General features: G+C 32.5%; 28 protein-coding genes. 8 read left to right on the top strand and 20 right to left on the bottom strand.

The window, feature by feature from the left end:
* Entirely contained in the window at positions 1-1,521 is a 1,521-nt protein-coding gene (locus QYS49_RS14515; protein WP_308348280.1) for a hypothetical protein, read from the bottom strand.
* Between the two features lie 137 nt (positions 1,522-1,658).
* Here QYS49_RS14515 and polX point away from each other — a divergent pair, with 137 nt between their 5' ends.
* Both polX and QYS49_RS14505 read left to right on the top strand, forming a co-directional pair.
* On the top strand, positions 1,659-3,371 hold the full coding sequence (polX, locus tag QYS49_RS14510; RefSeq protein ID WP_308348278.1) for a DNA polymerase/3'-5' exonuclease PolX: 1,713 nt from the start codon (positions 1,659-1,661) through the stop codon (positions 3,369-3,371).
* A gap of 2 nt (positions 3,372-3,373) precedes the next feature.
* The gene (locus QYS49_RS14505) at positions 3,374-4,393 is read left to right on the top strand and encodes a glycosyltransferase family 9 protein (RefSeq protein ID WP_308348277.1); all 1,020 of its coding nucleotides are present in this window, start codon (positions 3,374-3,376) and stop codon (positions 4,391-4,393) included.
* A 169-nt stretch (positions 4,394-4,562) separates the two neighbouring features.
* On the opposite strand, the gene QYS49_RS14500 is transcribed toward QYS49_RS14505, so the two are convergent.
* Positions 4,563-4,910, bottom strand: a complete 348-nt coding sequence (locus tag QYS49_RS14500; protein WP_308348276.1) for a YraN family protein — start codon at positions 4,908-4,910, stop codon at positions 4,563-4,565.
* Between the two features lie 60 nt (positions 4,911-4,970).
* Between QYS49_RS14500 and QYS49_RS14495 the strand changes: the two genes are divergently transcribed.
* The 4 genes from QYS49_RS14495 to QYS49_RS14480 all read left to right on the top strand — a co-directional run bounded on the left by QYS49_RS14495 (position 4,971) and on the right by QYS49_RS14480 (position 7,996).
* Positions 4,971-5,969 carry a bifunctional phosphoglucose/phosphomannose isomerase gene (locus tag QYS49_RS14495; protein WP_308348274.1) on the top strand — a complete coding sequence of 333 codons (999 nt, stop codon included), beginning with the start codon at positions 4,971-4,973 and terminating at the stop codon, positions 5,967-5,969.
* Positions 5,969-6,697: a lipoyl(octanoyl) transferase LipB gene (lipB, locus tag QYS49_RS14490; protein ID WP_308348273.1), complete on the top strand. Its 729-nt coding sequence runs from the start codon at positions 5,969-5,971 to the stop codon at positions 6,695-6,697. The genes QYS49_RS14495 and lipB overlap by 1 nt, the downstream gene beginning before the upstream one ends.
* On the top strand, positions 6,694-7,095 hold the full coding sequence (locus QYS49_RS14485; protein WP_308348271.1) for a hypothetical protein: 402 nt from the start codon (positions 6,694-6,696) through the stop codon (positions 7,093-7,095). Before lipB ends, QYS49_RS14485 begins: the two co-directional genes overlap by 4 nt.
* A gap of 61 nt (positions 7,096-7,156) precedes the next feature.
* Positions 7,157-7,996 (top strand): substrate-binding periplasmic protein, encoded by an 840-nt coding sequence (locus QYS49_RS14480; protein ID WP_308348269.1) that lies wholly within the window; start codon positions 7,157-7,159, stop codon positions 7,994-7,996.
* A 16-nt stretch (positions 7,997-8,012) separates the two neighbouring features.
* On the opposite strand, the gene QYS49_RS14475 is transcribed toward QYS49_RS14480, so the two are convergent.
* The 3 genes from QYS49_RS14475 to QYS49_RS14465 all read right to left on the bottom strand — a co-directional run bounded on the left by QYS49_RS14475 (position 8,013) and on the right by QYS49_RS14465 (position 9,275).
* Positions 8,013-8,420, bottom strand: a complete 408-nt coding sequence (locus tag QYS49_RS14475) for a hypothetical protein (protein WP_308348267.1) — start codon at positions 8,418-8,420, stop codon at positions 8,013-8,015.
* A gap of 59 nt (positions 8,421-8,479) precedes the next feature.
* On the bottom strand, positions 8,480-8,920 hold the full coding sequence (msrB, locus tag QYS49_RS14470; RefSeq protein ID WP_308348266.1) for a peptide-methionine (R)-S-oxide reductase MsrB: 441 nt from the start codon (positions 8,918-8,920) through the stop codon (positions 8,480-8,482).
* Positions 8,921-9,083: 163 nt separating this feature from the next.
* Positions 9,084-9,275 (bottom strand): cold-shock protein, encoded by a 192-nt coding sequence (locus QYS49_RS14465; RefSeq protein WP_013452942.1) that lies wholly within the window; start codon positions 9,273-9,275, stop codon positions 9,084-9,086.
* Positions 9,276-9,458: 183 nt separating this feature from the next.
* Here QYS49_RS14465 and QYS49_RS14460 point away from each other — a divergent pair, with 183 nt between their 5' ends.
* Both QYS49_RS14460 and QYS49_RS14455 read left to right on the top strand, forming a co-directional pair.
* Complete coding sequence (locus QYS49_RS14460; protein WP_308348263.1) at positions 9,459-10,556, top strand: esterase-like activity of phytase family protein; 1,098 nt, start codon at positions 9,459-9,461, stop codon at positions 10,554-10,556.
* Between the two features lie 92 nt (positions 10,557-10,648).
* Positions 10,649-11,029, top strand: a complete 381-nt coding sequence (locus tag QYS49_RS14455) for a PH domain-containing protein (RefSeq protein ID WP_308348261.1) — start codon at positions 10,649-10,651, stop codon at positions 11,027-11,029.
* A gap of 29 nt (positions 11,030-11,058) precedes the next feature.
* Here the strand turns inward: QYS49_RS14455 and gldC are convergent, their stop codons facing one another.
* The 15 genes from gldC to QYS49_RS14380 form a co-directional block, all read right to left on the bottom strand.
* Positions 11,059-11,397: a gliding motility protein GldC gene (gldC, locus tag QYS49_RS14450; protein ID WP_308348259.1), complete on the bottom strand. Its 339-nt coding sequence runs from the start codon at positions 11,395-11,397 to the stop codon at positions 11,059-11,061.
* A gap of 35 nt (positions 11,398-11,432) precedes the next feature.
* Complete coding sequence (locus QYS49_RS14445; RefSeq protein ID WP_308348257.1) at positions 11,433-12,248, bottom strand: M48 family metalloprotease; 816 nt, start codon at positions 12,246-12,248, stop codon at positions 11,433-11,435.
* 1 nt (position 12,249) lies between these two features.
* On the bottom strand, positions 12,250-12,912 hold the full coding sequence (locus QYS49_RS14440; RefSeq protein ID WP_308348255.1) for a 3-oxoacid CoA-transferase subunit B: 663 nt from the start codon (positions 12,910-12,912) through the stop codon (positions 12,250-12,252).
* A 3-nt stretch (positions 12,913-12,915) separates the two neighbouring features.
* Complete coding sequence (locus QYS49_RS14435) at positions 12,916-13,611, bottom strand: CoA transferase subunit A (protein ID WP_308348253.1); 696 nt, start codon at positions 13,609-13,611, stop codon at positions 12,916-12,918.
* Positions 13,612-13,676: 65 nt separating this feature from the next.
* A complete protein-coding gene (locus tag QYS49_RS14430) occupies positions 13,677-14,612 on the bottom strand; it encodes a bifunctional riboflavin kinase/FAD synthetase (RefSeq protein ID WP_308348251.1) in 936 nt (311 codons plus the stop codon).
* Positions 14,599-15,294, bottom strand: a complete 696-nt coding sequence (gene truB / locus QYS49_RS14425) for a tRNA pseudouridine(55) synthase TruB (RefSeq protein WP_308348249.1) — start codon at positions 15,292-15,294, stop codon at positions 14,599-14,601. The genes QYS49_RS14430 and truB overlap by 14 nt, the downstream gene beginning before the upstream one ends.
* Positions 15,291-16,088, bottom strand: coding sequence for an undecaprenyl-diphosphate phosphatase (locus QYS49_RS14420; protein ID WP_308348247.1), 798 nt, complete (start codon positions 16,086-16,088; stop codon positions 15,291-15,293). Before QYS49_RS14420 ends, truB begins: the two co-directional genes overlap by 4 nt.
* Before the next feature lies 1 nt (position 16,089).
* On the bottom strand, positions 16,090-16,299 hold the full coding sequence (locus QYS49_RS14415) for a DUF3098 domain-containing protein (protein ID WP_308348245.1): 210 nt from the start codon (positions 16,297-16,299) through the stop codon (positions 16,090-16,092).
* Between the two features lie 97 nt (positions 16,300-16,396).
* The gene (locus QYS49_RS14410) at positions 16,397-17,293 is read right to left on the bottom strand and encodes a cell division protein FtsX (RefSeq protein ID WP_308348243.1); all 897 of its coding nucleotides are present in this window, start codon (positions 17,291-17,293) and stop codon (positions 16,397-16,399) included.
* Positions 17,294-17,411: 118 nt separating this feature from the next.
* The gene (locus QYS49_RS14405; protein ID WP_308348241.1) at positions 17,412-18,299 is read right to left on the bottom strand and encodes a hypothetical protein; all 888 of its coding nucleotides are present in this window, start codon (positions 18,297-18,299) and stop codon (positions 17,412-17,414) included.
* Positions 18,300-18,304: 5 nt separating this feature from the next.
* A complete protein-coding gene (locus QYS49_RS14400) occupies positions 18,305-18,850 on the bottom strand; it encodes an RNA polymerase sigma factor (protein ID WP_308348240.1) in 546 nt (181 codons plus the stop codon).
* Positions 18,851-19,290: 440 nt separating this feature from the next.
* On the bottom strand, positions 19,291-19,938 hold the full coding sequence (pdeM, locus tag QYS49_RS14395) for a ligase-associated DNA damage response endonuclease PdeM (protein WP_308348238.1): 648 nt from the start codon (positions 19,936-19,938) through the stop codon (positions 19,291-19,293).
* Positions 19,939-19,942: 4 nt separating this feature from the next.
* On the bottom strand, positions 19,943-20,374 hold the full coding sequence (locus QYS49_RS14390; RefSeq protein WP_308348236.1) for a DUF2147 domain-containing protein: 432 nt from the start codon (positions 20,372-20,374) through the stop codon (positions 19,943-19,945).
* Between the two features lie 40 nt (positions 20,375-20,414).
* Positions 20,415-22,844, bottom strand: coding sequence for a ligase-associated DNA damage response DEXH box helicase (locus QYS49_RS14385; protein ID WP_308348234.1), 2,430 nt, complete (start codon positions 22,842-22,844; stop codon positions 20,415-20,417).
* Positions 22,837-24,438 (bottom strand): ATP-dependent DNA ligase, encoded by a 1,602-nt coding sequence (locus QYS49_RS14380; protein WP_308348232.1) that lies wholly within the window; start codon positions 24,436-24,438, stop codon positions 22,837-22,839. Before QYS49_RS14380 ends, QYS49_RS14385 begins: the two co-directional genes overlap by 8 nt.
* Positions 24,439-24,484 lie beyond the last annotated feature (46 nt).

The following is a 24,484-nucleotide window of genomic DNA, read 5'->3' as shown; positions in this document are numbered from 1 at the left end:
TTATTCGACCACGATTTTATTGATAAAAAAGACTTTTCTATTCAGTTTTATATTTTCATCCCTAAGATTTTTCACTTTATTTACTCCATAGGCATAAAAATTATTTCCATACCAGTGCTCTAAACCTTCTAATTCTTCATCATTACTTTTCATTTCATCACTATCATACATTAATTTCAAATCTTCTGTGTATTTGCCTTCCACAATTTCATTGTTTTTAATGACCTTTATTTTTAACTGTTGATCATAGAGGTATAGCATTACGATTTCATTTTTCAAGAAAGCTAATTGTACATGTTCCTCAAGTTGAAAGCTTTTCAAATCATTGATTTCAAAACTATTATCCCATAAAAGTTTTCCTTCATCATCAAAAGCAATGATGACAGCATGAGTATACTTATAGCCGTCAAAAACTTGGGTAGATCTTCCACTTGTAAAAGGGTCATAGCTGTAAGGAGAAAAGCCATATCCATATGAGCGATTTGAATAGGTAGGGTAATAAGCCTCTCCAATTAGGATATTTTCCTTGTTTTGCTTAATAATATCTTGTACAAATAGTCGGTAACTAAACCTCAATTTCCTTCCTTTAACTTTCTTTCTAGCGATCCTTTTTAAAATTCTTTCCTTTCTTTTTTCCCGCATGTAATTAAAGAAGTTTTCTAAGTCTCCATAATTATAATAGTTGATTTGGTCTTTTTCAGATTTATCAAAATCAGCCACGTAAATTCCTCTTGAAGTTTCAGTTCTTCTCCTTACTGAGTAGGTGCCAGCTAATAAGTTTCCTCCTTCACTACTATTGACAATTCGGCCATCTGTAAGGCTAAGATCTTCTTTAGCCAAAAGCTCATTGGTAAAAACCTGTTCTCCCATAGTGCTAAAAGCTCTGACAGTTATTCCATATCGCTTATTTGGCATTCGGTCTGAGGTAATAATCCTGACCCACTTATCATCTGTATCAGTAACTATTTGTAGTAAACTGCTTCTATCATTATAAAAGCCTGGTAAAACAACCCCTTTTTTTGCCGTGAAGTTGTACATCATCACAACAGTTCTCATATTCACATTCCCACCAAATACCACAGCATCATTTTTAATTTCGAATTCTGTTAATTTTATAGGAACTAGATTTTCATATAAGTAAGATTGGAAGGTGTCCCCATTTAAAGAAAAAGTGAGAAATAATAAATCTTTTGCATAATCAAGACCTTCTTGAAAGAGCATTACAAAATTGCCATTATCGTAACTGTATCCCCGAAAAGAAAATTTTTGATCAATAACTACTTCTCTTCTGTTGATTTCGAGTAAGCTGGTATCTAGTCTAATGATTTCCCATACAAACTCATTGTTATCGGTTTTTTCATCTAATTCCTTGAATAGGAATAACCCATCTTCTTTAGCACTTACTACATAATAATCATTATCTAAATTCTCAATTTCAATTTCAAATCTTAATGGTTGTGAAATTTGAGCACTTAAATTGAAGGATACGGGCAATAAAAAAAAGCAAAATATAATTTTCAAATTCATAGAAAAAGTCATGATAATAAAATCAGTAATGATAACATTAGATTAACTCTTTTGTTAAACACAAAAAAATAGAGAAACTATCCATTATCCTTCTCAATATATCCTTTAATTTTACAAAAAATCAAGAAGCTTTGGAAAATAAACAAATAATAAAAATTTTAAAGAATACAGCTAAGCTTATGGAGCTTCATGGCGAAAATGATTTTAAAGTAAAAAGCTACCAATCTGCTGTTAGTAGTCTTGAACGGCACCCTACAAGTTTAGCTATAATGGATATAGATGAACTTCAGAATATTGAAGGGGTAGGCAAAAGCCTGGCACAATCGATTTATCAAATCAATGAGCAGGGATCTTTTGAGCTTTTTGATGATTTAAGTGCCAAAACTCCTGAAGGAATTGTTGAGATGATGCAATTAAGTGGCTTTGGTCCTAAGAAAATCAAACTCATTTGGGAGAAACTGGGAATTGAAAATCTGGAAGATTTATTAATTGCTTGCAAAGAAAATAAAATAGCTGCTCTAAAAGGATTTGGTGATAAAACTCAGGTGAAACTTCAGGAAGCAGTTGAGTATAAATTGAGTTGGAGAGGATATATTCACTACAGGGAAGCAGAGCAATTAGCTGAAAAAATTATTAAGGAGCTAAAATCACTAGAAGGAGTAAAAGAAGTTTCAATTACTTCTGATACAAGAAGAAAAATGGAGGTAATAAAACCTTTGGAAATTTTAGTGGCATCTGAAAATAAGGCGAAAATCATTCAATATGTAGCTAAAAATGATGAATTTGATCTTGATAAGAAAAATTCAGGGCCGTTGAGTCTAAAATTCATCTATAAGCCTTTAAAAGCTGAAATTCATCTCATTTTTACTACTAAGGAGCAGTTTGTGAATGATTTATTCAAAACAACTGCTCATCCTAAACATTTAAATGCTGAATTGGAAAAAGGTGAATCTTTTAGTCATATTCTTAAGGAAAAACAATTCAGCTCTGAAGAGGAAATATATAAAGCATCTGGATTTCCTTTTATAGTCCCTGAGTTAAGAGAAGGATTGTGGGAATTAAATTGGGCCAAGGAAAATGCAATTCCTGATTTAGTAGAAATGAACGATTTAAAAGGGATTTTACATAATCACAGTACTTATAGTGATGGTAAAAATTCTTTGGAAGAAATGGCTCAATATTGTAAGGATTTGGGCTATGATTATTTGGGAATTAGCGATCACAGTAAAACGGCATCCTACGCAAACGGCTTACAGGAATTTAGAGTTAAAAAGCAGCATGAAGAAATTGATGTTTTGAATGAAAAATTAGCACCATTTAAGATCTTCAAAGGAATTGAATCTGATATTTTGAATGATGGCTCATTAGATTATGCTAATGATGTGCTAGAAAGCTTTGATTTTGTGGTCGCTTCTATTCATTCTCCATTAAGTATGGATGAAAAGACAGCCACTAATAGATTGATTAATGCCATTGCAAATCCTTTTACCACTATTTTAGGACATCCAACAGGAAGATTATTATTACAAAGAAAGGGTTATCCTATCAATCATAAAGCTGTAATTGATGCTTGTGCGGAATATGGAGTGGTTATTGAAATTAATGCGCATCCTTGGCGATTGGATTTGGATTGGCGTTATGTGCGATATGCCTTGGATAAAGGAGTTCAAATTTCCATAAACCCTGATGCGCATGAAACAAATGGATATCACGATATGTATTATGGACTCTGTGTTGGTAGGAAAGCTGGTTTAACAGCTAAAGAAACCTTCAATGCTAAGAGTTTAGATGAAATATCTCAATATTTTAAAGACCGTAAAAAGTCAGCACTTTCAAAAATATAGATTTGAAAAAAGTTAAAAAAGTCCTCATTTTAAGATTTTCTTCTATTGGAGATATTGTTTTGACCACTCCTGTAATAAGAGCTATTAAATTACAATTAAATGATGTGGAAGTGCATTATGCTACCAAAAAAGGTTTTGCAAATATACTTGACAATAATCCGTATGTGGATAAAGTACATAAATTAGAAGATAATTTAAATGATTTAATAGCCGATTTGAAAGCTGAGAAGTTTGATTATATAGTTGATCTTCATAATAACCTTAGGACTAAAATCATCAAATTAAGATTGAATGTGGCGTCAAATTCTTTCGATAAATTGAATTGGGAGAAATGGTTGATGGTGAACATGAAAGTCAACAAATTGCCTAATCAGCATATTGTAGATCGCTATATGGAGGCAGCTTCAGAATTGGGAGTAAAAAAAGATCAATTTGGGCTGGATTATTTTATTCCTGAAAAGGATGAGGTGGAGAATGAGTGGTTGCCCGAGACTCATCAAAAGGAATATGTGGCTTACGTTATAGGTGCTCAACATAATACTAAAAAGCTTCCTTTTAAAAGGATGGTTGAATTATGTGATAAGATAAACAAGCCTATAATTTTAGTAGGTGGACCTGATGATGTGGAAATGGGAGAGAAGGTAGCGCAATTTTTTGAACAAACTGAAAATTCTGAGCCTTATGAGGAAAAGCTAACCGAAATGGGTAAGAAGGCAAGAATCTTCAATGCTTGTGGGAAATTTAATCTGAATCAATCGGCTTCATTGGTGAAAAATGCAACTTATGTTTTTACGCATGACACAGGCTTAATGCATATTGCAGCGGCATTCAAAAAGAATATTTTTTGTATATGGGGTAATACAATTCCTATGTTTGGTATGTATCCTTATAAAACAAAATTTACAATTTTAGAGAATACAAAAGTGAATTGTAGGCCTTGTTCAAAAATTGGTTTTCAGAAATGTCCTAAAGGTCATTTTAATTGTATGAATAAAATAATTTTTGACTTTTGGTTGCCTTAATTTAAGTATTTAAGTGTTGAGATAAATAGGTGTTTGGGTAGCCAATTTTTCAAGTAATTACAGATGTGAAAAGCAGGTGTAGATTTAGGAATCACCATTGGCATCCAGAGGGGAATAAAGTGTGAGATAAATGTTTAAGTTTTGAAATTATCTATCGTCTAATATTTAATTAATAAAATGCATCTTCAATATGAAGATATTTATCCGGCTCATTTAAGTTGATGCTGAGAATGTCGAAGCGTATGTCTTTCTGCCAATTAATAGCATATATGTAGTTTTCCGCAGCCTCCATTAAGTTATTGATTTTCGATTGATTTACTCTTTCTTCAGGGTAACCATGATGAAAAGAATGTAAAGCTTTAACTTCTATGAAAATTAATAAGTTTTGATGCAAAGCAATAATATCAATTTCGCATCTTTTGAACCTATAATTTCGTTCTAATATTTCGTAGCCTTTATTTTCTAAAATATTTACGGCAAAATTTTCGCCCTTGTCACCTATTTTTTTTGTATTCACGCTAATGGTATCAATCTGATATTATATTTGTAAAATTAAAAAACGAACTTAAACCTCATTGTGATAAATCTAATAAAAACTTTTCCAGAACAACTAAAAGAAGCACTGGAATTAACAAAACAAATTAACGCTTCTGATATTTCAAAGGAAGAAATCCAACATATTGCAATTAGTGGAATGGGGGGTTCAGGAATTGGTGCTCATCTTGTAAAAAGCATAGTTGAAAATAACTGTAATCTACCTATTACTTTAATTCAGGGATATGTATTACCAAATTGGGTCAATAAGCAAACTTTATTTATTGCTTGCTCTTATAGCGGTAATACTGAGGAAACGCTAAGCTTATTAAGATTGGCAGAAGAAAAGACCAATCATATATTTTCTGTGACAACTGGTGGAAAGCTGAAGGAAATATCAGATGGAAAGAAATATCCTCAATATAATTTTTCAGGCGAAGCGAAATGTCCTCGTGCAGGTCTAGCTTACCCTTCGGTAGCAATTTTGATGTTGCTTCATAAATTAGATTTCTGTCCTGGATTAGATATTGAAGCGGAATTGAAGGCTAGTATTAATCTATTAGAAGAGCAACAAGAAGACATACAAATAGAAGGAAGATCTATTGCTAAGGATATTTATGGTTATTTCACCTTATTATATGCAGATCAAAAATTCTTTCCTGCTGTTTTAAGATTTCAACAACAGTTAGCAGAAAACAGTAAACAACTGTCTCATGCTCATGTTTTTCCAGAATTGAATTATAATGAATTGGTTGGCTGGAGGTTTCCTGAGGAACATATTAAAAAATCCAAAGCTATTTTATTAAGGTCTGATTTTGATCATGATAAAAATCAAAAAAGGATGGATATTAGTAAATCAATTATTTCAGAGAAAGCAGAAGTTCTTGAGCTTGAAGGCAAAGGCAAAAGCTTTACTCAACAATTATATTATTTCATTCATTTAATTGACTGGATTAGTTTTTATCTTGCAGAGGAAAACCAAATTGACCCATTTCCAGTTGAGAATATAGATTTTTTGAAAAATAAATTAGTAGAATTATAGTGAATTTTAAGCTTAATAAAGATACTCAGTTCCTTTCTTTGGGAATGATGGATTATAAAGAAGCCTGGGATTATCAGGAAGAATTATTCTTAAAAACCATTGAAATTAAAACAACAAATAGGAAGATTGAGGAGAAGGATCATCAAATCACCCCTAATTATCTTATCTTTTTAGAACATCCGCATGTTTATACTTTAGGCAAAAGTGGTTCAGAAGATAACTTATTGTTAGACGAAACTGGCTTAAAGGAAAAAGAAGCAACTTATTACAAAATTAACAGAGGTGGTGATATCACTTATCATGGGCCAGGCCAAATTGTGGGCTACCCTATCATTGATTTAGATAATTTTTTCACCGATATTCATAAATATTTAAGGTTATTGGAAGAAGCTGTAATCCTGACTTTAAAAGAATACGGGATAGAATCAGGAAGAATAAAAGGATTGACGGGTGTTTGGATAGATTATGAAGAAGATGCTGAAAACCCACGAAAAATTTGTGCATTAGGTGTGAAATCGAGTCGATGGGTGACTATGCATGGATTTGCTTTTAATGTGAATACAAATCTTAATTATTTTAAGAATATTATTCCATGTGGTATTGATGATAAAGCAGTGACTTCAATGGAAGCTGAACTTGGAGAAAAGCAGGATATGCAGGAAGTTAGTAATAAATTAAAGATACATATTGCAGAATTGTTTGAAATGAAATTGATAGAAGGGGCATGAAAAAAGATATTGATTTTTCACCTGTTACTGGTGTAGAGTTAGTAATTACTCGTTCAGAAATTGAAGGAGAAGTACTATGGGATGTTTATCTCATCAATAAAAATTTAATTGAGTTGGAAACCGTTTTAATTACCTCCAAAGGTTACGGTAGAATTCAAGGTCAAGATAAAGAAACTTCTGTTTTGCGCCACAATATTGGAAGGGTAGAGGAACAGAGTTTTGCAAGAATAGAACCTATTCAGCCGGAATTATTTCGATTAAACAATGAATACTGGGTGAGCTATTTTATTGTTGACCAAGTTTTTGATAAAAAATTTGTCTTTGTTCCAGAATCGATTCAAAAAGAAAATCTACAATACATTCCAGAGCTTGATTTGATGGGAGTGAGGCATGCTTGAAAAAAAATGTTGAATATAAATATCATTTCATTATATTTAATCTTTTTAAAATCATAGTGTCATGAAATTTTTTAATGTAATTCTCTCGGTAATCACCTTTTTTAGTGTTTCAACAAGCTTTTCCCAAGTCAGTGGAAGTAGTTGGGCGGATGTAAAATCATCTGGCAAAGGAGAACTTACTTCTGTTTATTACCAAACTCCAGGCTTAGTATTTGAGGAAAATGGAAAAATGCAAGGTGTATGTATTGACATAATGAATGAATTTAAATCTTATGTCAATGATCAATATAATGTCACACTCAATTTCAATTTTGTAAAGAAGGTCCCTGTATTTACTGATTTTATTAATACTGTTAAAAATGGTAAAAATATAATGGGTGTTTGCAATACAAGTATTACTACTGAGCGCAATAAATATTTAGATTTTAGCCCCGCTTACATGAATAATCCCTCAGTTTTATTGTCTAATCAAGATGCTGAAACATTGCGAGATTTTTCAAATTTGGCTGAAAATTTCGAAGGATATAAAGCAATCATTATTAAGGGCTCTACTCATGAAAAATATTTAAAAAAGATAGCAGATCAGTATTATCCAAGTCTGACTATAGAGTATGCAGAATCAGGCACTGAAGTCAATTCCAAATTAAGAAGTAGTACAAAATATTTCACATTAATTGATTTTACTGAATATTTTGATGCAGTTAGAAAGAAAATGAATGTTACTAGGCATCCAGTCCCATTAAAAGAGTTGGAAGATCAGCTTGGTTTTATCTTCCCTAAAGGCAGCGATTGGACTTCAGTTTGGGAAGAGTTTCTATCTCCTGAATTTAAAGAAAGTGTTAAATACAAAAAAATTGTAGCTGACAATTTGGGAACATCATTTGTTAATTTAATTAGATAAGATAATCAATTTGGGATTATTCTTTTTTCAAGATTAAAGTTTGAACATTTCCTTTGCCATCAGTTGATTTCCATTTTTGAAAATTTCTTTTACTTTCAATTATAATCCAAGATTTGGCTAAATCACTTTCCCCATCTGTTTTGATGGTTATATTTTCATCTTTTACATTATAAGTAAAATCTGTTTCTTCGGTTCTCTCATTTCCTAATATTCTATAGGATAAGTCATTCGAGCCGGTCCCATTTTTCTCCAAATTAATTGTGCCAATATTTTTTGCATTTGCATTGCTTCCATCTCCAGATTCTTCTGAATAGGATTCAATTTCCCAGCTTCCAATAATATTTCTCTCTAAAGAGCATGATACAATAAGAAGGAATGATGAAAATAAAAGAGCGTAGTTAGAAAGTGATTTTATATTTTTCATCTTTTAAGTTTTTAATAAAAATACGTATTTATTAGGTATTTGTGTTTAATCGGATTCTCTTATTTTACTAATTCTATGGAAGCCGAATTAATACAATACCTCAAACCTGTTGGTTCAGGACCATCGGGAAAAACATGTCCAAGGTGGGCATCGCAGATATTACATAAAACTTCAACTCTTACCATTCCAAAACTTTCGTCTTTCTCATAATGAATCACATTATTTTCAAATGGTTCGGTGAAGCTTGGCCATCCAGAGCTTGAATTGAATTTTAAAGTAGAGTCAAATAAGGTCGTTCCACAACATTTACATGCATATTGGCCAGCTTCATGTGCTTCACAATATTCTCCACTGAAAGCACTTTCAGTGCCTTTTTTTCTTGTAACTCGATACTCCTCAGGAGTTAGAATTGATTTCCATTCATCATCTGTTTTTTCTACTCTTTTTGGAGGTTGAGGGCTCCCGTTATTTGCAAATTTGATTACATCATTCCAGTTCATAAAATAGGGTTTATTGTATTGAAATTAAACTGATAAAATTGGCCTATGTTTAGTTTTTATTGATTAATACAATACTTTTAGTAATTATTAGGCACAAAAAAAGGTTTCCCAAATCTGAGAAACCTTAATTCAATTAAATGATCTAAAAATGTATATTTATCAATTAAGCTAATTTCACATTCACTGCATTTAAACCTTTTTTTCCGTCTTGAAGTTCATAAACAACTTCATCATTTTCTCTGATGTCATCAATTAGACCTGATACATGTACGAAATAATCTTGTTGTGTGCTTTCGTCAATAATAAATCCAAATCCTTTTGAATCATTAAAGAATTTTACTGTTCCTTTATTCATTATAATAATTTTAATTTTTACAAAGTTACTTCTTTTTTTACAATACCTATGCCTTTGTAAGTTTAATTTTGATGATATAGGTTTCTAAATTATGTATATTATATAAAAAGTGTGTTTAAAAAGCCTTGAGCCATTTATTTTCTATTATTTTTGCGTAAATATTTTTTATCGCTATTCATTTTTATGTTGAAACATTTCATTTATTGTTTAATTCCAATAGTAATTTTTATCGCTTGCTCAAAATCTAGTTCTGATGAATCAGATTCTAGCACTTCCATTCAATATATCAACAAAATCACTATTAATAATAACAAGCTTAAAGACAGCACTGTTTTAGGAGGACTTTCTTCTATTGATTATTTGGGAGGGAATCAATTTGTTTTTATTTCAGATGATCGATCAGAATATTCTCCAGCCAGAATATATGAAATGGAAGTGAATTTTAATGCTGATGGAATTCTAAATTATAATTTCGATAAAACTGTTTTTCTGAAAAATAGGGGAGGTATATCATTTGAGAAAAATGAATTAGATCCTGAGTCAATTCGATATAGAGCATCAAGTGATACTTATTTTTATACAAGTGAAGGTGGTAGAACTGAAGAATGGATTAACCCCTTTATTTGGGAAATTGATAGGGAAGGAGAGTTCATCAACACACTTACAATTCCAGGAATTTTTCAATTTAATAATGTGAGGGGAGTTAGAGAGAATGGTGGTTTTGAAAGCTTGTCTTTTGAAAACGATACTATCATCTGGTACGCTAATGAGTTACCTCTGAAAGAAGATGGTAAAGTTCCAGGTTTTGAAGTAGGTAATTACCCTATTCGATTGGTTCGACAAGACATTAAGAATAATGTTGTACTTAATCAATATGCTTATAATGTAAGTTCTCTAAAAAAGAAGCCTGATCCCAAGGATGGCTTTTTTATCAATTCTGTACCTGAAATATTATTTATAGATGAAAATAAACTTTGGGTATTGGAGAGATCTTACACCACTGGAGTTGGCAATTTCGTCAAGCTTTTTGAAGTTGAAACTGAAAATGCTACAGATGTTAAATCCTTTAAAGCTTTAGCAGAAACAGATTACTCACCGGTATCAAAGAAATTAATACTCGATTTCTCAGATTTTAATCAAAGGATAGATAACATAGAAGGAATGACATTCGGGCCGGATTTTCCTGATGGAAGCAAAAGTTTGTTATTTGTCTCAGATGATAATTTTAATGCAGAGCAGGAGTCGCAGTTGTGGTTGTTCTCAGTTCAAGGTATAGATTGAATAGCGTTCCTTTAGCAAGATTATTTCATATACAGTATACTTTCATTCAATTTCCACGTATTATTTAATGAATCTATTTAAACCATGAAATTATGAGCTTCCTATCAAATTTTTTAAATAATTCAGGAATTTTGGAAAATTCGAAAATTGCTGATGAATATGAACGTCTACTTTTACAAGATGAGCAAATTGAAGTAGGCTTCAAGCTCAACGAGGATACTTTTATATTTACCAATATGCGCTTGGTTCTGGAGGATGTGAAAAAAGGAGATGATCGTGGAATTGAATACTTAAGTTTACCTTACTCAAAAATATCCAACTTCTCCATACAAACTAAAAAATCCTTTAATTCCAAAGCAACTTTAAAAATTTGGTTAAATGAACAGAATGAGCCTAAAGTAGAAAAAGAGTTTAGTAAATCAGTGGATGTTTATGAAGTGCAGAAGATTTTGGCAGGTCATGTATTGAGATAATAAAAAAGGTGACCGTAGCCACCTTCTATTTATTTCTGTTCTTTCATCTCTTTTTCAAGATGTTTGACGAGTTTTTCGCAGAGCATATTCATTTCTTCTGCCATGAACTCATCTCCGGTAGAGTTTAAGACACTTTGCGCCATTCCACCAAGGCAATCTATATAAAACCTTTTCATTTCATCTACAGGCATGTCATTTGTCCATAAATCTATTCTCATGGAATTTTTCTGTACGTGATCCCAAAGTGAAATACTGATACTTTTGGTTTCAGTCAATTCTTCACCAGCATCGGTAGCACTCCAATTAATTTTTTCAGGTACGTTATCTTTATCTAATTCTATTTCGAAATTGATGTTCGATTTTTTCATTATTCCTTATTCAATCTGTTATTTAATTATCTTTATTATTGAGGTAACATATTTTTGAAATCCTCATAAGAAGCAGGTGCTAGTGGCGTGGTATCACAATCTATTTCATCTGCTTTTACATTTATATCTTCCACTCTATCTTCAGGGTCAGGATGCGTGCTTAAAAATTCAGGTGTGCCTCCTGTTTGACCTTCATCTAATAATTTTTGAAAGAAAGAATAGGCGCCATTGCAAGCATAAGGTGTATTAGCTAAATATTCTACTGATCTCTCATCCGCTTCTTCTTCAAAAGCCCTAGAGAAACTCAAGCCCGCTGCAGTACCAGCAATTTGACCTGCTATCTGTTCAAGTTGACTTGGATTTTCACCTGTTATTAATTGTAATATGATGTTTATACCATATTGTCTTTGGATATTTCTAGTGGTATGTTTTAAATCGGAATGAGCAACCTCATGACCCAAAACACCCATTAAATCATCTTCCTGATCCAAATATTTAATTAAACCAGTATATACATATAAATAGCCTCCTGGCGTTGCAAAAGCATTTAAAACAGAATCGTTCTCTATGATATGAATATCCCAAACAAATTCTTCTTTGTATTTTACTTCTCCAGAAGTTAGAATATAATCAAGTAGATTGTTCAAATAGGTATATGCCTCTGGATATTCTGTTTCATCCAAAATAGGAAATTGATCTGGATCATTTTCAATTTGTTCTGCTACTTGAGCTCCTAATTCCACGTCTTCTTCAATAGATGGCAAGACAAAGTTGTCATTTTTATCTTTACAAGAACTGAAAATTAATATACCACTTACTATAAGTATATTTAATATTTTAATGCTATTCATATCAATCAATTTTCATTTCAGGTACATCACCTTCTACTATCAGTTTTCCCGCAGTAGCTTCTTTAATTTCATCTACTGAAACTCCAGGTGCTCTTTCCAATAATTTAAAACCACCACTATCTTGTACTTCTAAAACTGCTAAATTGGTTACGATTTTCTTCACACACTGTAAACCAGTAATAGGTAAACTACATTCCTTCAGTAATTTAGATTCACCATCTCTACTTGTATGTTGCATGGCAACAATAATATTTTTAGCTGAAGCTACTAAATCCATCGCTCCGCCCATTCCTTTCACCATTTTTCCTGGAATTTTCCAGTTGGAAATATCACCATTTTCAGAAACTTCCATAGCTCCTAAAATAGTTAAATCCACATGCCCGCCTCTAATCATGGCAAAACTTTCCGATGAATCAAATAAGACAGATCCGTCACGCATGGTGATGGTTTGTTTTCCAGCATTGATTAAGTCAGCATCTACTTCATCTTCGGTAGGGAATTGCCCGATACCTAAAAGTCCGTTTTCTGATTGCAATACAACATCTAATGCATCAGGAATATAATTCGCCACTAGGGTAGGGATACCAATACCTAAATTGATATACATTCCATCCTGAACTTCCTGAGCTATTCTTTTTGCTATTCCTATTTTATCAAGTGCCATATCTTAAGATCTTACAGTTCTTTGTTCAATTCTCTTTTCATAATTTTTCCCTTCAAAAATACGCTGAACGTAAATTCCAGGGGTATGAATCTCATTTGGATCAAGTTCTCCTGCAGGAACTAACTCCTCCACCTCGGCAATCGTGATTTTACCTGCAGCTGCCATCATAGGGTTGAAATTCCTAGCAGTACCTTTAAAAATCAAGTTTCCTGCCGTATCGCCTTTCCAAGCCTTCACTAAAGCAAAATCTGCTACCAAACCCTTTTCCAATAAGTACATTTTTCCATCAAATTCGCGGGTTTCTTTACCTTCAGCCACTTCAGTTCCAAAACCTGCTGGTGTATAAAATGCAGGGATTCCTGCTCCACCAGCTCTAACTCTTTCTGCTAAAGTTCCTTGTGGAATTAGTTCAACATCCAATTCTCCAGAAAGTAATTGCCTTTCAAATTCTGCATTTTCGCCCACATAAGAGGAAATCATTTTTTTAACTTGGTGAGTTTTAAGTAATAACCCTATGCCAAAATCATCTACTCCTGCATTGTTAGAAATGCAAGTCAACCCTTTTACCTTTGTATCTAGGATGGCTTGAATACTGTTTTCAGGAATACCGCATAATCCAAATCCGCCTAACATTAAGACTGCATTATCTGGTATGTCTTTTACTGCTTCGTTTGCATTTTTAACTACTTTATTAATCATATTTTTATGTTTAATACTAAGCTGATATCTAAAAATCTAACACTAAGTTAACTATTTTAATGAGTTCAATGTTGCTGATTAAGGATTTGAATAGCTTTTTCTTTATCCTTTTGTAATTGATTGCTCAATTCAGCTTTTGAATTAAATTTAATTTCGTCTCTTAATCTTTTGATAAAACTAACCTTGATTTTTTCGCCATATATATTATCATTGAATTCAAAAATATTAGCTTCTATTTTTTTTGTTTTTCCATCAACAGTTGGTCTGTAGCCAATATTTAGCATGCCTTTATATTGCTTACTATTTATTTCTGCTATGATTGCATAAGCACCATCTGCAGGGACTAATTTATAAGGTTCTTCTACTTGAATATTGGCGGTGGCAAAACCTAGCGTTTTACCTATTTTATCTCCACTCACTACTTTTCCATTGATTTCATAAAATCTGCCTAAGAAATCATGGGCTAACTCTACTTTTCCTTCATCAACTGCATTTCTTATTTTAGTAGAACTAATACCTACATGGTCAATGGTTTGTTTGGGTATTTCTTCCACCTCAAACCCATATCTATCTGAATGTTTTTTAAGATGCTCAAAACCTCCTTCTCTATCCTTTCCAAAACGATGATCATAACCGATTACTAATCTTTTGGTATGTAAGGCTGAAATGATTATCCTTTGAATAAACTGTTCGGAAGTCCACTGAGAAAATTCCTTAGTGAAATTTATTCTAACTATATGATCTAATCCTAACTGCTCTAAAATTTCAGCTTTTTCGTCAAAAGTGGTGAGCAATTTTAAGTTGTCTTTATTGTTGCCCAAAACATATCTGGGATGCGGCCAGAAAGTAACCAAGGCAGTTTCCCCATTCACAGATTTGGCTAATTCTATTACCCGGCTTATTATTTCTTGATGCCCAAGGTGAATACCATCGAAAGTTCCGATGGTGACCACTGCATTTTTAATGCCTTCTAAATTTTCATATCCGTCATGGACGATCATCTGTGCTGACTTTATTATTATTCACGAATTCATTTAAGTTTTCAGCATTTTCAACGGAAAAATCACCAATTTTTGTTCTTCTTAGCGAAGATAAATAGGCACCTACACCCAATTTTCCCCCAAAATCATGAGCTAGACTTCTTATATAGGTTCCTTTTGAGCAGCTCACTCTAAAAGAAACTTTGTTTTCCTGAAAATCAGTTATCTCAAACTCACTAATAGTCACGATTCTTGATTTTAATTTAACCTCTTTTCCTTCTCTAGCCAAGGAATAAGCTCTTTTACCACCTGTCTTAACCGCTGAAAAAATAGGAGGGGTTTGTTCTATTTCTCCTACAAAATGTTGAGTTGCTTCATTTAAATCTTTTAGGTTGAGGTGATTAGTTTCACTTTGGAATTCAGGTTTTGTTTCTAAATCGTAGGATGGTGTGGTATATCCTAAAGTGAATTCTCCTGTATATTCTTTTTGCTGTGCCTGATATTTATCAATAGACTTAGTCATTTTACCAGTGCATAATATTAATAAACCTGTAGCTAGCGGATCTAAAGTACCTGCATGGCCAATTTTTTTAACCTTCAAGGCAAATTTAAGTTTTTTCACCACATCAAAAGATGTCCAGTTAAGTGGTTTATCAATTAAAAGAACCTTTCCCTCGTTATATTCACTAATAGCTTCACTCATATTAATTGACTTATGATGGCGATGCTTCCCACAATAGCACAATAGATTGCAAAATAAATTAGTTTTCCTTCTTTAACAATTTTTATCATGGCTTTACAAGCAAATAGACCTGCTAAAAAAGCCATTAGAAAACCCATAAATAATACAAAACCACCAGTTTGATTTGCAGCAGCAGGTTCTTCTATATAATCTAAAACTTTTAAAAAAGAGGCGCCTAAGATCGGAATCAAAACCATTAAGAATGAAAATCTGGCAGCTTTTTCTTTATTTACTCCTATTAATAATGCTGTGGCGATGGTGGCGCCTGAACGAGAAATCCCTGGGAGTATAGCAATTGATTGTGCTATTCCAATAATTATGGCGTGCCAATATTTCACAGGACCACCTTCTTTGTTTTTTACAATTTGAGTAAATGCAAGCAAAATTGCAGTTATCAATAGCATACTGCCAACCAATAATAAATTGCCAGTAAAGAAACTTTCTACTTCTTTTTCAAAGAAAACTCCTATAATGGCTATAGGAATCATGGAAATAATAATTTTCACGGCAAAATCATAAGATTCATTCCAATTGAAAGTGAATATCCCTTTGAAAATGCTTGCAATATCTTTTCTAAAAACTATTATAGTGGATAAGGCAGTAGCTGCATGGACCAAAACGGAAAAAAGTAAACTTTCAGATGTATGTGCATTTAATAGCACCGCACCAATTTCAAGATGTCCGCTGCTGCTAACCGGTAAAAATTCAGATAATCCTTGAATTATTCCAAGGATAATAGCTTCTAATAACCCCATTTTAATGCTTAGGCTTCTTTAGAATAGCAAATATTTCAATTATAAAACCTATAAAAACGATTATAGGGCCTAAAGTTAATCCTAAAAATCCAAAGCCGTATTGCTCAGAATCTAAGGTCATAATGATGAAACCAATGATAAGAGTTAAAATTCCAGCAATCATTAAGATGTAATTGCTTTTACCGAATGCTAATTTCTTTTTTTCTGACATAAATACTAACTAAATAAATTCAAATTATATTGTTCAAATATGCTACTGACTTTAACTAAGTGAGGTTAAATCCACTCGCAATTATTTATCTATTCTTTTAATACAACTCATCTAAGGACATCGCCATATATTTTTGCATGGCTCTGTAAGTACTAAAACATGCGATGAAAACACCTGTTATAATAAGTCCACTAAAAATAATGAGTAACATTTTCTGATTTTGTAATTCAGCAAGTCCTTCTAGTTTTTGACTTCCATAAGTTAATAAACCAAAAAGTAATCCTGCAGCAATAATTGAGGAAATAATTCCATGCAATATGGAACGATAAATAAATGGTTTTCTGATAAATCCTTTTGTTGCACCTACTAATTGCATACTTCGTATTAAGAATCTTTGCGAGAACAGCGCCAATTTGATGGTATTGTTAATAAGAATACTGATTACGATAAATAGTAAAATTGAAATACTTAAAAGAACTATGCTGATTTTTGTGATATTTTCATTGATGCTTTGCACCATGTTATTGGTATAAATCACCTCAAAAACACCGTTAAGGTTCTCAATATCTTTTTGTACTTCTTCCATTTTTTGAGAAGAATGATATTCAGGCGAAATTTTTACGATGTAGGCATCCTTCAAAGGATTATCACCTAGAAACTGCATAAAATCTTCTCCTGTTTCTTCTATAAACTTTTCAGCAGCCTCTTTTTTTGAGATAAAACGAATGGATTCTATATTTTCTTCATTTAAAATATATTCCTTTGAAGCTAGGGATTTGCTAATTCTTAATTGTTGAGGTTCTGACAGATTTGATTTAAGATAAACCTGCATTTCAACATTCTGCTGAATAACTTTTGTTAAAGAAGTAGTTGTGGTAATTAGAAGCGCAAATAATCCTAATATAAAAAGCGCTAATGTCATACTGAAAATGACACTTATGAAGGGATAATGCCCTAATTTCTTTTTCTTTCTATATTTTTTCTCTTTGCTCATATTTGAAAGCTCAAAAATAAGAATTTATTTATGCTTAGCTTATTAAATTGCTAAAAAACCAAAAAAAGCTTTCCATTTTCATGAAAAGCTTTTCTATAATTTCTAAAGAAATTTAAATTTATTCTTCAACTATCAGTTGAATCTCCATTTTCAACATTTCGTCTTGAAGCTTTCTTAATTCAGTTGTTTCAGTAGTATTATCTTTTATGGTATAAACTTCCTCATTATGGCTTAAGAATAATTGTTTTTTACCTTTATCATTCAATTCAATAATTTGATAGGGCATTTCATCAAAGTCACCATAGAGATATAATTTTGAATTAAAGTAGCGGTAATGGAAGTTGTTTTTTTCTTCTAACGCATCAAAAAATTCAATTTCTGTTTTGTCAATTCTATTGTGAGCAACTTCACGACTGGCAATATTTTCTAATTCTTCTTCATTTTGATTTGTGAAAAGTTTGTCATCTTCATATGACATCAATGCTTGAGGTTGAACCTTGGCTGTAGCATCCTTTTCTTTTTCGTCTACTTTATTTTCATCAATTGAAACTGGATCTTCTGAAGAGGTAATGGTTATTACCTTTTCTTCTTCAGGGTCAATATTTTTTTCAATTAATTCTGGAAAATCAGCTATAGAAGTTCCATTGAAAGTGATTTCTTGATTTGCTTTAATGTCAAGTGGTTTGATGTTATCGTCAAATGAAATAAGTGACCAGTATAATACACTACCAAAAATTGTTACTCCAGCAACTGTTCCGGCTAACCACTTAACACCACTCCCTGCTAAAATTCCAGTATGAGTAGGTAAGTCAATTGAAGCTAATCTTGATTTTAATTCTTGTTTTCTGGTATTCGAAATACCTTTGACGATATTTTGTTGTAAATCAAATTCAGCTTTTAATAAAGGGTCTGAACTGATTTTAGCATCAAGCATAGCTTTATCAGCAGGGGAGATGCTCCCTTCAAAATATGCTTCTATTAAGCGAAAATAGTTGGTTCCACTCATAATTTTTAGTCTAAAAAGTCGCTGGCTTTATATCTTGAACGAATTAAATCATCCAGCCTTTTTTTACATTTATATCTTTTTGTTTTAGCTGTATCGCTATTAGCAAGCCCCATTTTTTTAGCTATCTGATCCATTGAAAGACCATCAAAATAATGATAACTTAAAATTTGCTTACACGAATCGCCCAATTCATTTATACAATCATGGATGATTTTCACCATTTCCTGACTCTCTAATTGGTTGAATTCGCTTTCTTCTTTATCACTGTCTTCAAATTTCTTTTTTCTTTCTAGTTCTTTTCTCCATAGATTTTTACAAACACTATAGAGATAAGTACTGATTTTTGAAGTCAGTTCGAAATTATTATCCATTGCTTTCTGCCAAAAAACAATCAAAGCATCTTGAAAAACATCCAAAGCCTCTTGCTCTGTACCGTTATTTCTCAAAATCATCCTTAACATCATCTTATAATGTTTTTCATAGAGATAATCTAAAGCAGATTCATCAGCTAATTTGATGCGTTGAATGATTTGACTGTCTGTTAATTTCATTTGTTAATACAGCTCGCACGGATTAAGTAACCCCTTGCTTGAAAATTATTATAATAATACGTAAAATTTTATAAATATTCGAATGTAAAAGGCTTTGATTTCTTACACCTTGATATTTTTAAATGAGAATAGAGGGTGTTTTAAAAGGTTTAAGCTTTATTAAGTTTATTAATTATAAAGTAAAATGTTATTCAGTGCGTCATCCCTGCGCAGGCAGGGATCTATTGATTTTAACCTTAGGTTAAAATATTAATTGTTGTTCTTAAGATAGTTGGTGTTTCACTGACTATGAGACTAGAGAATATTATTTCTTAACTTTATTGAAACTTCGTTTCAATAAGGCAAGATCCCTTTCTTCAAAGGGATGACGCTCAGAGCAAGAAATGTACGTGATTTTAATATAGAATCATTAATATTTCGTATATGTATTGAAAAAAATATCACCCAATTTTCTTTACGGATTCATTTAAAACAGCAAAAACACTACTTCCTTTAATTGGCTTTATTTTAGCTAAACCAGTAAATCTTCCGAAAGCAGGTATAATCAATTGATTTTCTTCAAGATAAAAACAAGGCAAACTTAAATAGGATCGACCCTTACCCTTTATGCTGATACCAGGATGTATATGTCCACATAGAATTAATTCTTTATTTTGTAGATCAGATTTTTTAAGAGGATGATGGCTCAAAATAAATGAGTCTAATTGAAAGGGTTCTTTTTCAATTTTAAGTTTACTTAGATTATAGATTTTATCATTTAGAATATCATGATTTCCTTTAATCAATATAAATTCAACCGTTGGATGTTGTTCTAGAAAGTCATTGAAAATATTCCATTCGTGATTCAAATCGCTATGAAACAAATCGCCCAAAAAGAATATTCTTTTCGGGCGAAATTTTTCAATGATATTTTCAATTCGGTCTATTTCAGCAGTTATGATAGCCAATGGAATGGCAATACCTGATTTCCTGAAATGCGTAGTTTTACCTAAATGTAAATCAGCAATAAAAACGGTTTGCTTTTTCGACCAATAAATGATTTTATCTTCTGAAAGCAGTAATTTTTCTCCTGCTAATTGGATTTCCAATTGATCAATTTACTTTTTTCCAAGTTTGAGTTCTGTAGAAAAAGGCAACATAACCTCTTACTTTCAATTCATCTCCCTCTTTCCAGATTACGCAATCATAGGTTTCGCCATCATTTGGGTCCATGATTTCGCCATCTTCATATCTCTCATCACCATTATCCCATTCCATTCCACGGATAATTTCCATACCTATAATTTTTTTGTTCTTTCTGTCTCCAGGACAATCATCACAAATCGGATCTTGCTCCTCATCTGGTCCTCTGAAAAGTTTGGTGATTTTACCATAAATCTTTCCGTCCTTTTCATAAATATCTACTATGCTCTTTTCTTTGCCGGTTTCGTCATCAATGGTTTTCCATTTTCCTGTAACATCAGACTGTGCAAATGCACCCAAACTAAAACCGATAAATAGTACTAATAAACTTATTTTTTTCATTTTATTTTTAATATAGTTACTGTCAAATGTATAATTAAAATCATAAACTTTCTAATTGTATTTGCATTTTCGCTACTCTTTCTTCTATAGTTTCAGTTGAAAACTTTTCTCTTAACCTATCTACCATGATTGGAAATGCAAATGGAGTGGGTTTGATAGTTTTAATATAAATGATTTTTTGACTGTTAATTTTTTTCAATGATTTAAATAATCTATCTTCTTCCAATTGTAGTTGTATTACTTCTCTGTGCGCCTGCTGTAACAATAAATTTTCAGGTTCATATTCAGAGAATACATCAAATAAAATAGATGAAGAAGCTTGAATATGTTTTTCTTTTATGTTTTTTCCAGGAAATCCTCTAAAAATCAAGCCAGAAATTGAAGCTATATCTCTAAATTTTCGTTTCGCCATTTCGGTTTCATTGATTCCCAATAAAATATCCTCTTTTAGATTTTTCAAAGAGAATAAATCCAGTGATAACATTTCTTCAAAATCAAATACCTCATCGGTTAGTAATTCGAAACCGTAATCATTCATGGCTATAGAAAAGGTGATAGGCTGTGATACGCTAATTCTATATGCAATTAAACCTGCCAGCACTTCATGAATGAAACGACCTTCAAAAGGGAATATAAAAATATGAAAGCCTTCTTTTGAAATAACAGACTCTATCAATAATTCATTTGCTTTAGGAACAATTGAAAGGTGTTTTTGTCTTTCAATTAAGGGCTGAATTTTTAAGAGCTCAATTTCATCTAATTCATTCTTTCTTAGCTTCTCAAGCTTTTGCTTAATGTGGAAAGACAATTGAGAGGAAAGAGGCATTCTTCCACCCATCCACTGCGGTATCTGACCTGTTTTTCTTTTGCTCTTTTTAACCTGTACAGTCATATCTTTCAAACGAACATATTCCAAAGCTTTTCCAGAGAACCAAAACACATCACCAGGCTTTAATTTACTGATAAAGTATTCTTCTATAGTTCCTAAATGACCTCCTTTTACATATTTAACATTTAATACCTGATCACCCACTATTGTGCCAATGGATAATCGGTGTCGCATGGCCATCCTTTTATTGATGACTTTTATTTTTCCATCTTCGGTTATGGTTTTATGGTATTCATCATAAGCTGATAAACTTTCCCCACCCGTTTTTAGAAAGCTTAAAAGCCAGTCCCATTCTTTTTTAGTTATTTTTTGATAGCAAAATGTGTTCTTTATTTGATGATAGAGTTTAATGGGTTCGAATCCGTCACCTACAGCCAAAGTTACCATAAATTGCAATAATACATCCAAAGCCATTTGAATAGGAATTCTAGCTTCAAAATCTTTTTCATGAATGGCCGTTCTTAAAGCAGCACCTTCTATAAGTTCCAAGGAATGGGTAGGGAGAAAATATATTTTACTGATTTCTCCTGGTCGATGTCCACTTCTACCTGCTCTTTGAGCAAATCGTGCTACTCCTTTTGGTCCGCCTACCTGAATAATAGTGTCCACAGGACGAAAATCAACTCCTAAATCCAGACTGGAAGTACACACCACCACTTTTATTAATCCGCTATGAAGTGCTTCTTCTACCCAAGTCCTGATTTGATTGTTTAAGGAACCATGATGCATTGCTATGGCACCGGCTAATTCAGGATCTTTATTTAGTAATTGCTGATACCAAATTTCCGTTTGAGAACGAGTATTGGTAAAGATTAAAGTGGTTTTATTGGCGTGAATGATGGGTAAAACTTTATCAATCAGCTTAATTCCTAAATGCCCAGCCCATGGATATTTCTCTACCTCGTCAGGTAAAATGGATTCAATTTTAATTTCTTTATCTAAATTAGCACTGATGAATTTTCCTGTTTTTTCATTTGAACCCAATAATACCTTTTGAGCTTCTGATAAATTTCCGATAGTGGCGGATATCCCCCAAATTTTCAATTGATTTTCACTCAATTCTTTAAATGAAGAAAGGGCTAATTCTACCTGAATTCCTCTTTTGCTTCCTAAAAGTTCATGCCATTCATCTACTACTACTGCTTCAAGGTTTTTGAAATACTCTGTTGAATTTTTCTGACTCAATAACAGATGCAAACTTTCAGGGGTGGTTATTAGACAGTCGGGTGGTGTTTTTTTCTGTTTTTGGCGGTCTTTGGTAGAAGTGTCTCCCGTTCTGATTTCAATTTTCCAGTCGAAGACAAAATCATGAGTAGCCTCTTGCATAGCAGATTGAATATCTTTAGTTAAGGCTCTTAAAGGTAATATCCAAATAAATTTCAATCCTTTTTTTGGAGTTGAATTGAGTTTGGAAATCAAATAGCCAATCCAAAGTGCATAAGTTTTACCACTACCTGTTGGAGCATTGAGTAAACCTGAATGACCTTTTAGAAAATTCTCCCAAGTTTCTATTTGAAAGGGGAATGGCTTCCAGTCTTTCCTCTCAAACCATTCGATGCCTGCTTTTATTCGCTCATCCATATTTTTCCAGTAATTCTTGCAGGTCGGTTAATTTATTGGCTTCAGAAATGGATTTATCTTGTCTCCAGCGTTTTATACGGGGAAATCGAAGTGCGATGCCCGATTTATGTCTATTAGAAGCTTGAATTCCTTCAAATGCAATTTCAAAAACCAGTTCTGGTTTAACGGTTCTGACTGGACCAAATTTCTCTTTCGTATTTTTCTTCACGAAGGCATCCACTTTTTTCATCTCAGCATCGGTTAGACCAGAATAAGCTTTTGCAAAAGGAATCAGTTCATCCTCATTCCAAACCGCAAAAGTGTAATCAGAATATAAATCAGCTCTTCTTCCATGTCCTTTTTGGGCATAAATCATTACTCCATCAATGGTGAGCGGGGCAATTTTCCATTTCCACCAACTTCCTCTTTTTCTACCAGCTTCATAAATGGAATCTTTTTTCTTGAGCATTAAACCTTCTGTTTTTAAGCTTCTGGATTTTTTACGAACCTCTATTAATTCATTCCATTCAGTAAAATCAATACTTTCAGAAGTTATGAGAAGAGGATTGTTAGATTCTATAATAATTTTATCTAATTCTTGAAGTCTTTTTTCTAAAGGCAGATTCCGAATATCATTTCCTTGATGTTCAATTAAATCATAACAAATGAAAACGACAGGAGCTTTCATTAATAAGTTTTTAGTAATATTTTTCCTTCCAATTCTGGTTTGTAGTATTCCAAAAGAAAGTGGTTCTCCATTTTCATAAGCTGTAATTTCTCCATCTAAAACAGTTCCATTTGCTAGGTTTTTAGCCATCTCAGCCAGCTCCGGAAATTTTTCTGTGACTAATTCTTCTCCTCTGCTCCAAATAAAAACCTCATCATTTCTCTTGATAATTTGTCCTCTGATGCCATCCCATTTCCATTCTGCTTGCCATTCTTCCGGATTTAATTCTGCTTGGATTTCTTCTGTCTCAATGGGGTGTGCTAGGTAAAAAGGGTAGGGGCGAGAAGCCAAATCATTTTGGCCTTCTTCTAAAATAAGTTCTTGGAATGTATAATTTTGAGGTGACCAATCGCCCATTAAACGATGGGCAATAATGGATTTATCAATTTCAAAGGCATCACTTAAAGCTTTGGTAATTAGGTTCTGCGATACACCCACTCGCCATCCGCCCGTCATGATTTTGGTAAAAACGAATCTTTCTTGCTGATCTAATTCTTCATAAATTAAATGGAGTTGTACCTTTTTTTCATCTATACTTTTATCTCTGAGGCTAATTAAAGTTTGAATATAATATGATAAAGGATTATCAATTGCATTTTTACTCAAATTATTGGAAGCTAACAGAAGTGCAATGGTTTCTGCTAAATCACCTACTACATTATAAGATTCCTGAAAAAGCCATTCTGGTATGCCTGTCCATTCGGTTATCCAATCTTTAAGCAAAGTAGTATTAACAGTTCTTTTGGGCTTCCGGTGGGTGAAAAGTGCCAATGTCCAGATTTTATCTTGATCATTGGCAACTTGAAAGTAGTTTTTTAAAGCATTGACCTTATCATTGGTTTTATTGCTTTGGTCGAGAGATGTTATAAGTTGTGCAAATTCTTTCAAGTTGAATGCTTTAAGAATTCTATAACAGCTCTTAATTTATTATGTT

It is taken from the genome of Marivirga salinae (assembly GCF_030503855.1).
In the GTDB taxonomy this organism is placed as follows: domain Bacteria; phylum Bacteroidota; class Bacteroidia; order Cytophagales; family Cyclobacteriaceae; genus Marivirga; species Marivirga salinarum.
This window is presented reverse-complemented; position numbering and strand designations above follow the sequence as displayed.

What these genes read in the sequence shown, in the direction of transcription:
- QYS49_RS14485 (WP_308348271.1), top strand. Translation starts at nt 6,694, where the DNA reads ATGAAAAAAGATATTGATTTTTCACCTGTTACTGGTGTAGAGTTAGTA.
- QYS49_RS14480 (WP_308348269.1), top strand. Translation starts at nt 7,157, where the DNA reads ATGAAATTTTTTAATGTAATTCTCTCGGTAATCACCTTTTTTAGTGTT.
- QYS49_RS14475 (WP_308348267.1), bottom strand. Translation starts at nt 8,420, where the DNA reads ATGAAAAATATAAAATCACTTTCTAACTACGCTCTTTTATTTTCATCA.
- msrB (WP_308348266.1), bottom strand. Translation starts at nt 8,920, where the DNA reads ATGAACTGGAATGATGTAATCAAATTTGCAAATAACGGGAGCCCTCAA.
- QYS49_RS14465 (WP_013452942.1), bottom strand. Translation starts at nt 9,275, where the DNA reads ATGAATAAAGGAACAGTAAAATTCTTTAATGATTCAAAAGGATTTGGA.
- QYS49_RS14460 (WP_308348263.1), top strand. Translation starts at nt 9,459, where the DNA reads ATGTTGAAACATTTCATTTATTGTTTAATTCCAATAGTAATTTTTATC.
- QYS49_RS14455 (WP_308348261.1), top strand. Translation starts at nt 10,649, where the DNA reads ATGAGCTTCCTATCAAATTTTTTAAATAATTCAGGAATTTTGGAAAAT.
- gldC (WP_308348259.1), bottom strand. Translation starts at nt 11,397, where the DNA reads ATGAAAAAATCGAACATCAATTTCGAAATAGAATTAGATAAAGATAAC.
- QYS49_RS14445 (WP_308348257.1), bottom strand. Translation starts at nt 12,248, where the DNA reads ATGAATAGCATTAAAATATTAAATATACTTATAGTAAGTGGTATATTA.
- QYS49_RS14440 (WP_308348255.1), bottom strand. Translation starts at nt 12,912, where the DNA reads ATGGCACTTGATAAAATAGGAATAGCAAAAAGAATAGCTCAGGAAGTT.
- QYS49_RS14435 (WP_308348253.1), bottom strand. Translation starts at nt 13,611, where the DNA reads ATGATTAATAAAGTAGTTAAAAATGCAAACGAAGCAGTAAAAGACATA.
- QYS49_RS14430 (WP_308348251.1), bottom strand. Translation starts at nt 14,612, where the DNA reads ATGATCGTCCATGACGGATATGAAAATTTAGAAGGCATTAAAAATGCA.
- truB (WP_308348249.1), bottom strand. Translation starts at nt 15,294, where the DNA reads ATGAGTGAAGCTATTAGTGAATATAACGAGGGAAAGGTTCTTTTAATT.
- QYS49_RS14420 (WP_308348247.1), bottom strand. Translation starts at nt 16,088, where the DNA reads ATGGGGTTATTAGAAGCTATTATCCTTGGAATAATTCAAGGATTATCT.
- QYS49_RS14415 (WP_308348245.1), bottom strand. Translation starts at nt 16,299, where the DNA reads ATGTCAGAAAAAAAGAAATTAGCATTCGGTAAAAGCAATTACATCTTA.
- QYS49_RS14410 (WP_308348243.1), bottom strand. Translation starts at nt 17,293, where the DNA reads ATGAGCAAAGAGAAAAAATATAGAAAGAAAAAGAAATTAGGGCATTAT.
- QYS49_RS14405 (WP_308348241.1), bottom strand. Translation starts at nt 18,299, where the DNA reads ATGAGTGGAACCAACTATTTTCGCTTAATAGAAGCATATTTTGAAGGG.
- QYS49_RS14400 (WP_308348240.1), bottom strand. Translation starts at nt 18,850, where the DNA reads ATGAAATTAACAGACAGTCAAATCATTCAACGCATCAAATTAGCTGAT.
- QYS49_RS14390 (WP_308348236.1), bottom strand. Translation starts at nt 20,374, where the DNA reads ATGAAAAAAATAAGTTTATTAGTACTATTTATCGGTTTTAGTTTGGGT.
- QYS49_RS14385 (WP_308348234.1), bottom strand. Translation starts at nt 22,844, where the DNA reads ATGGATGAGCGAATAAAAGCAGGCATCGAATGGTTTGAGAGGAAAGAC.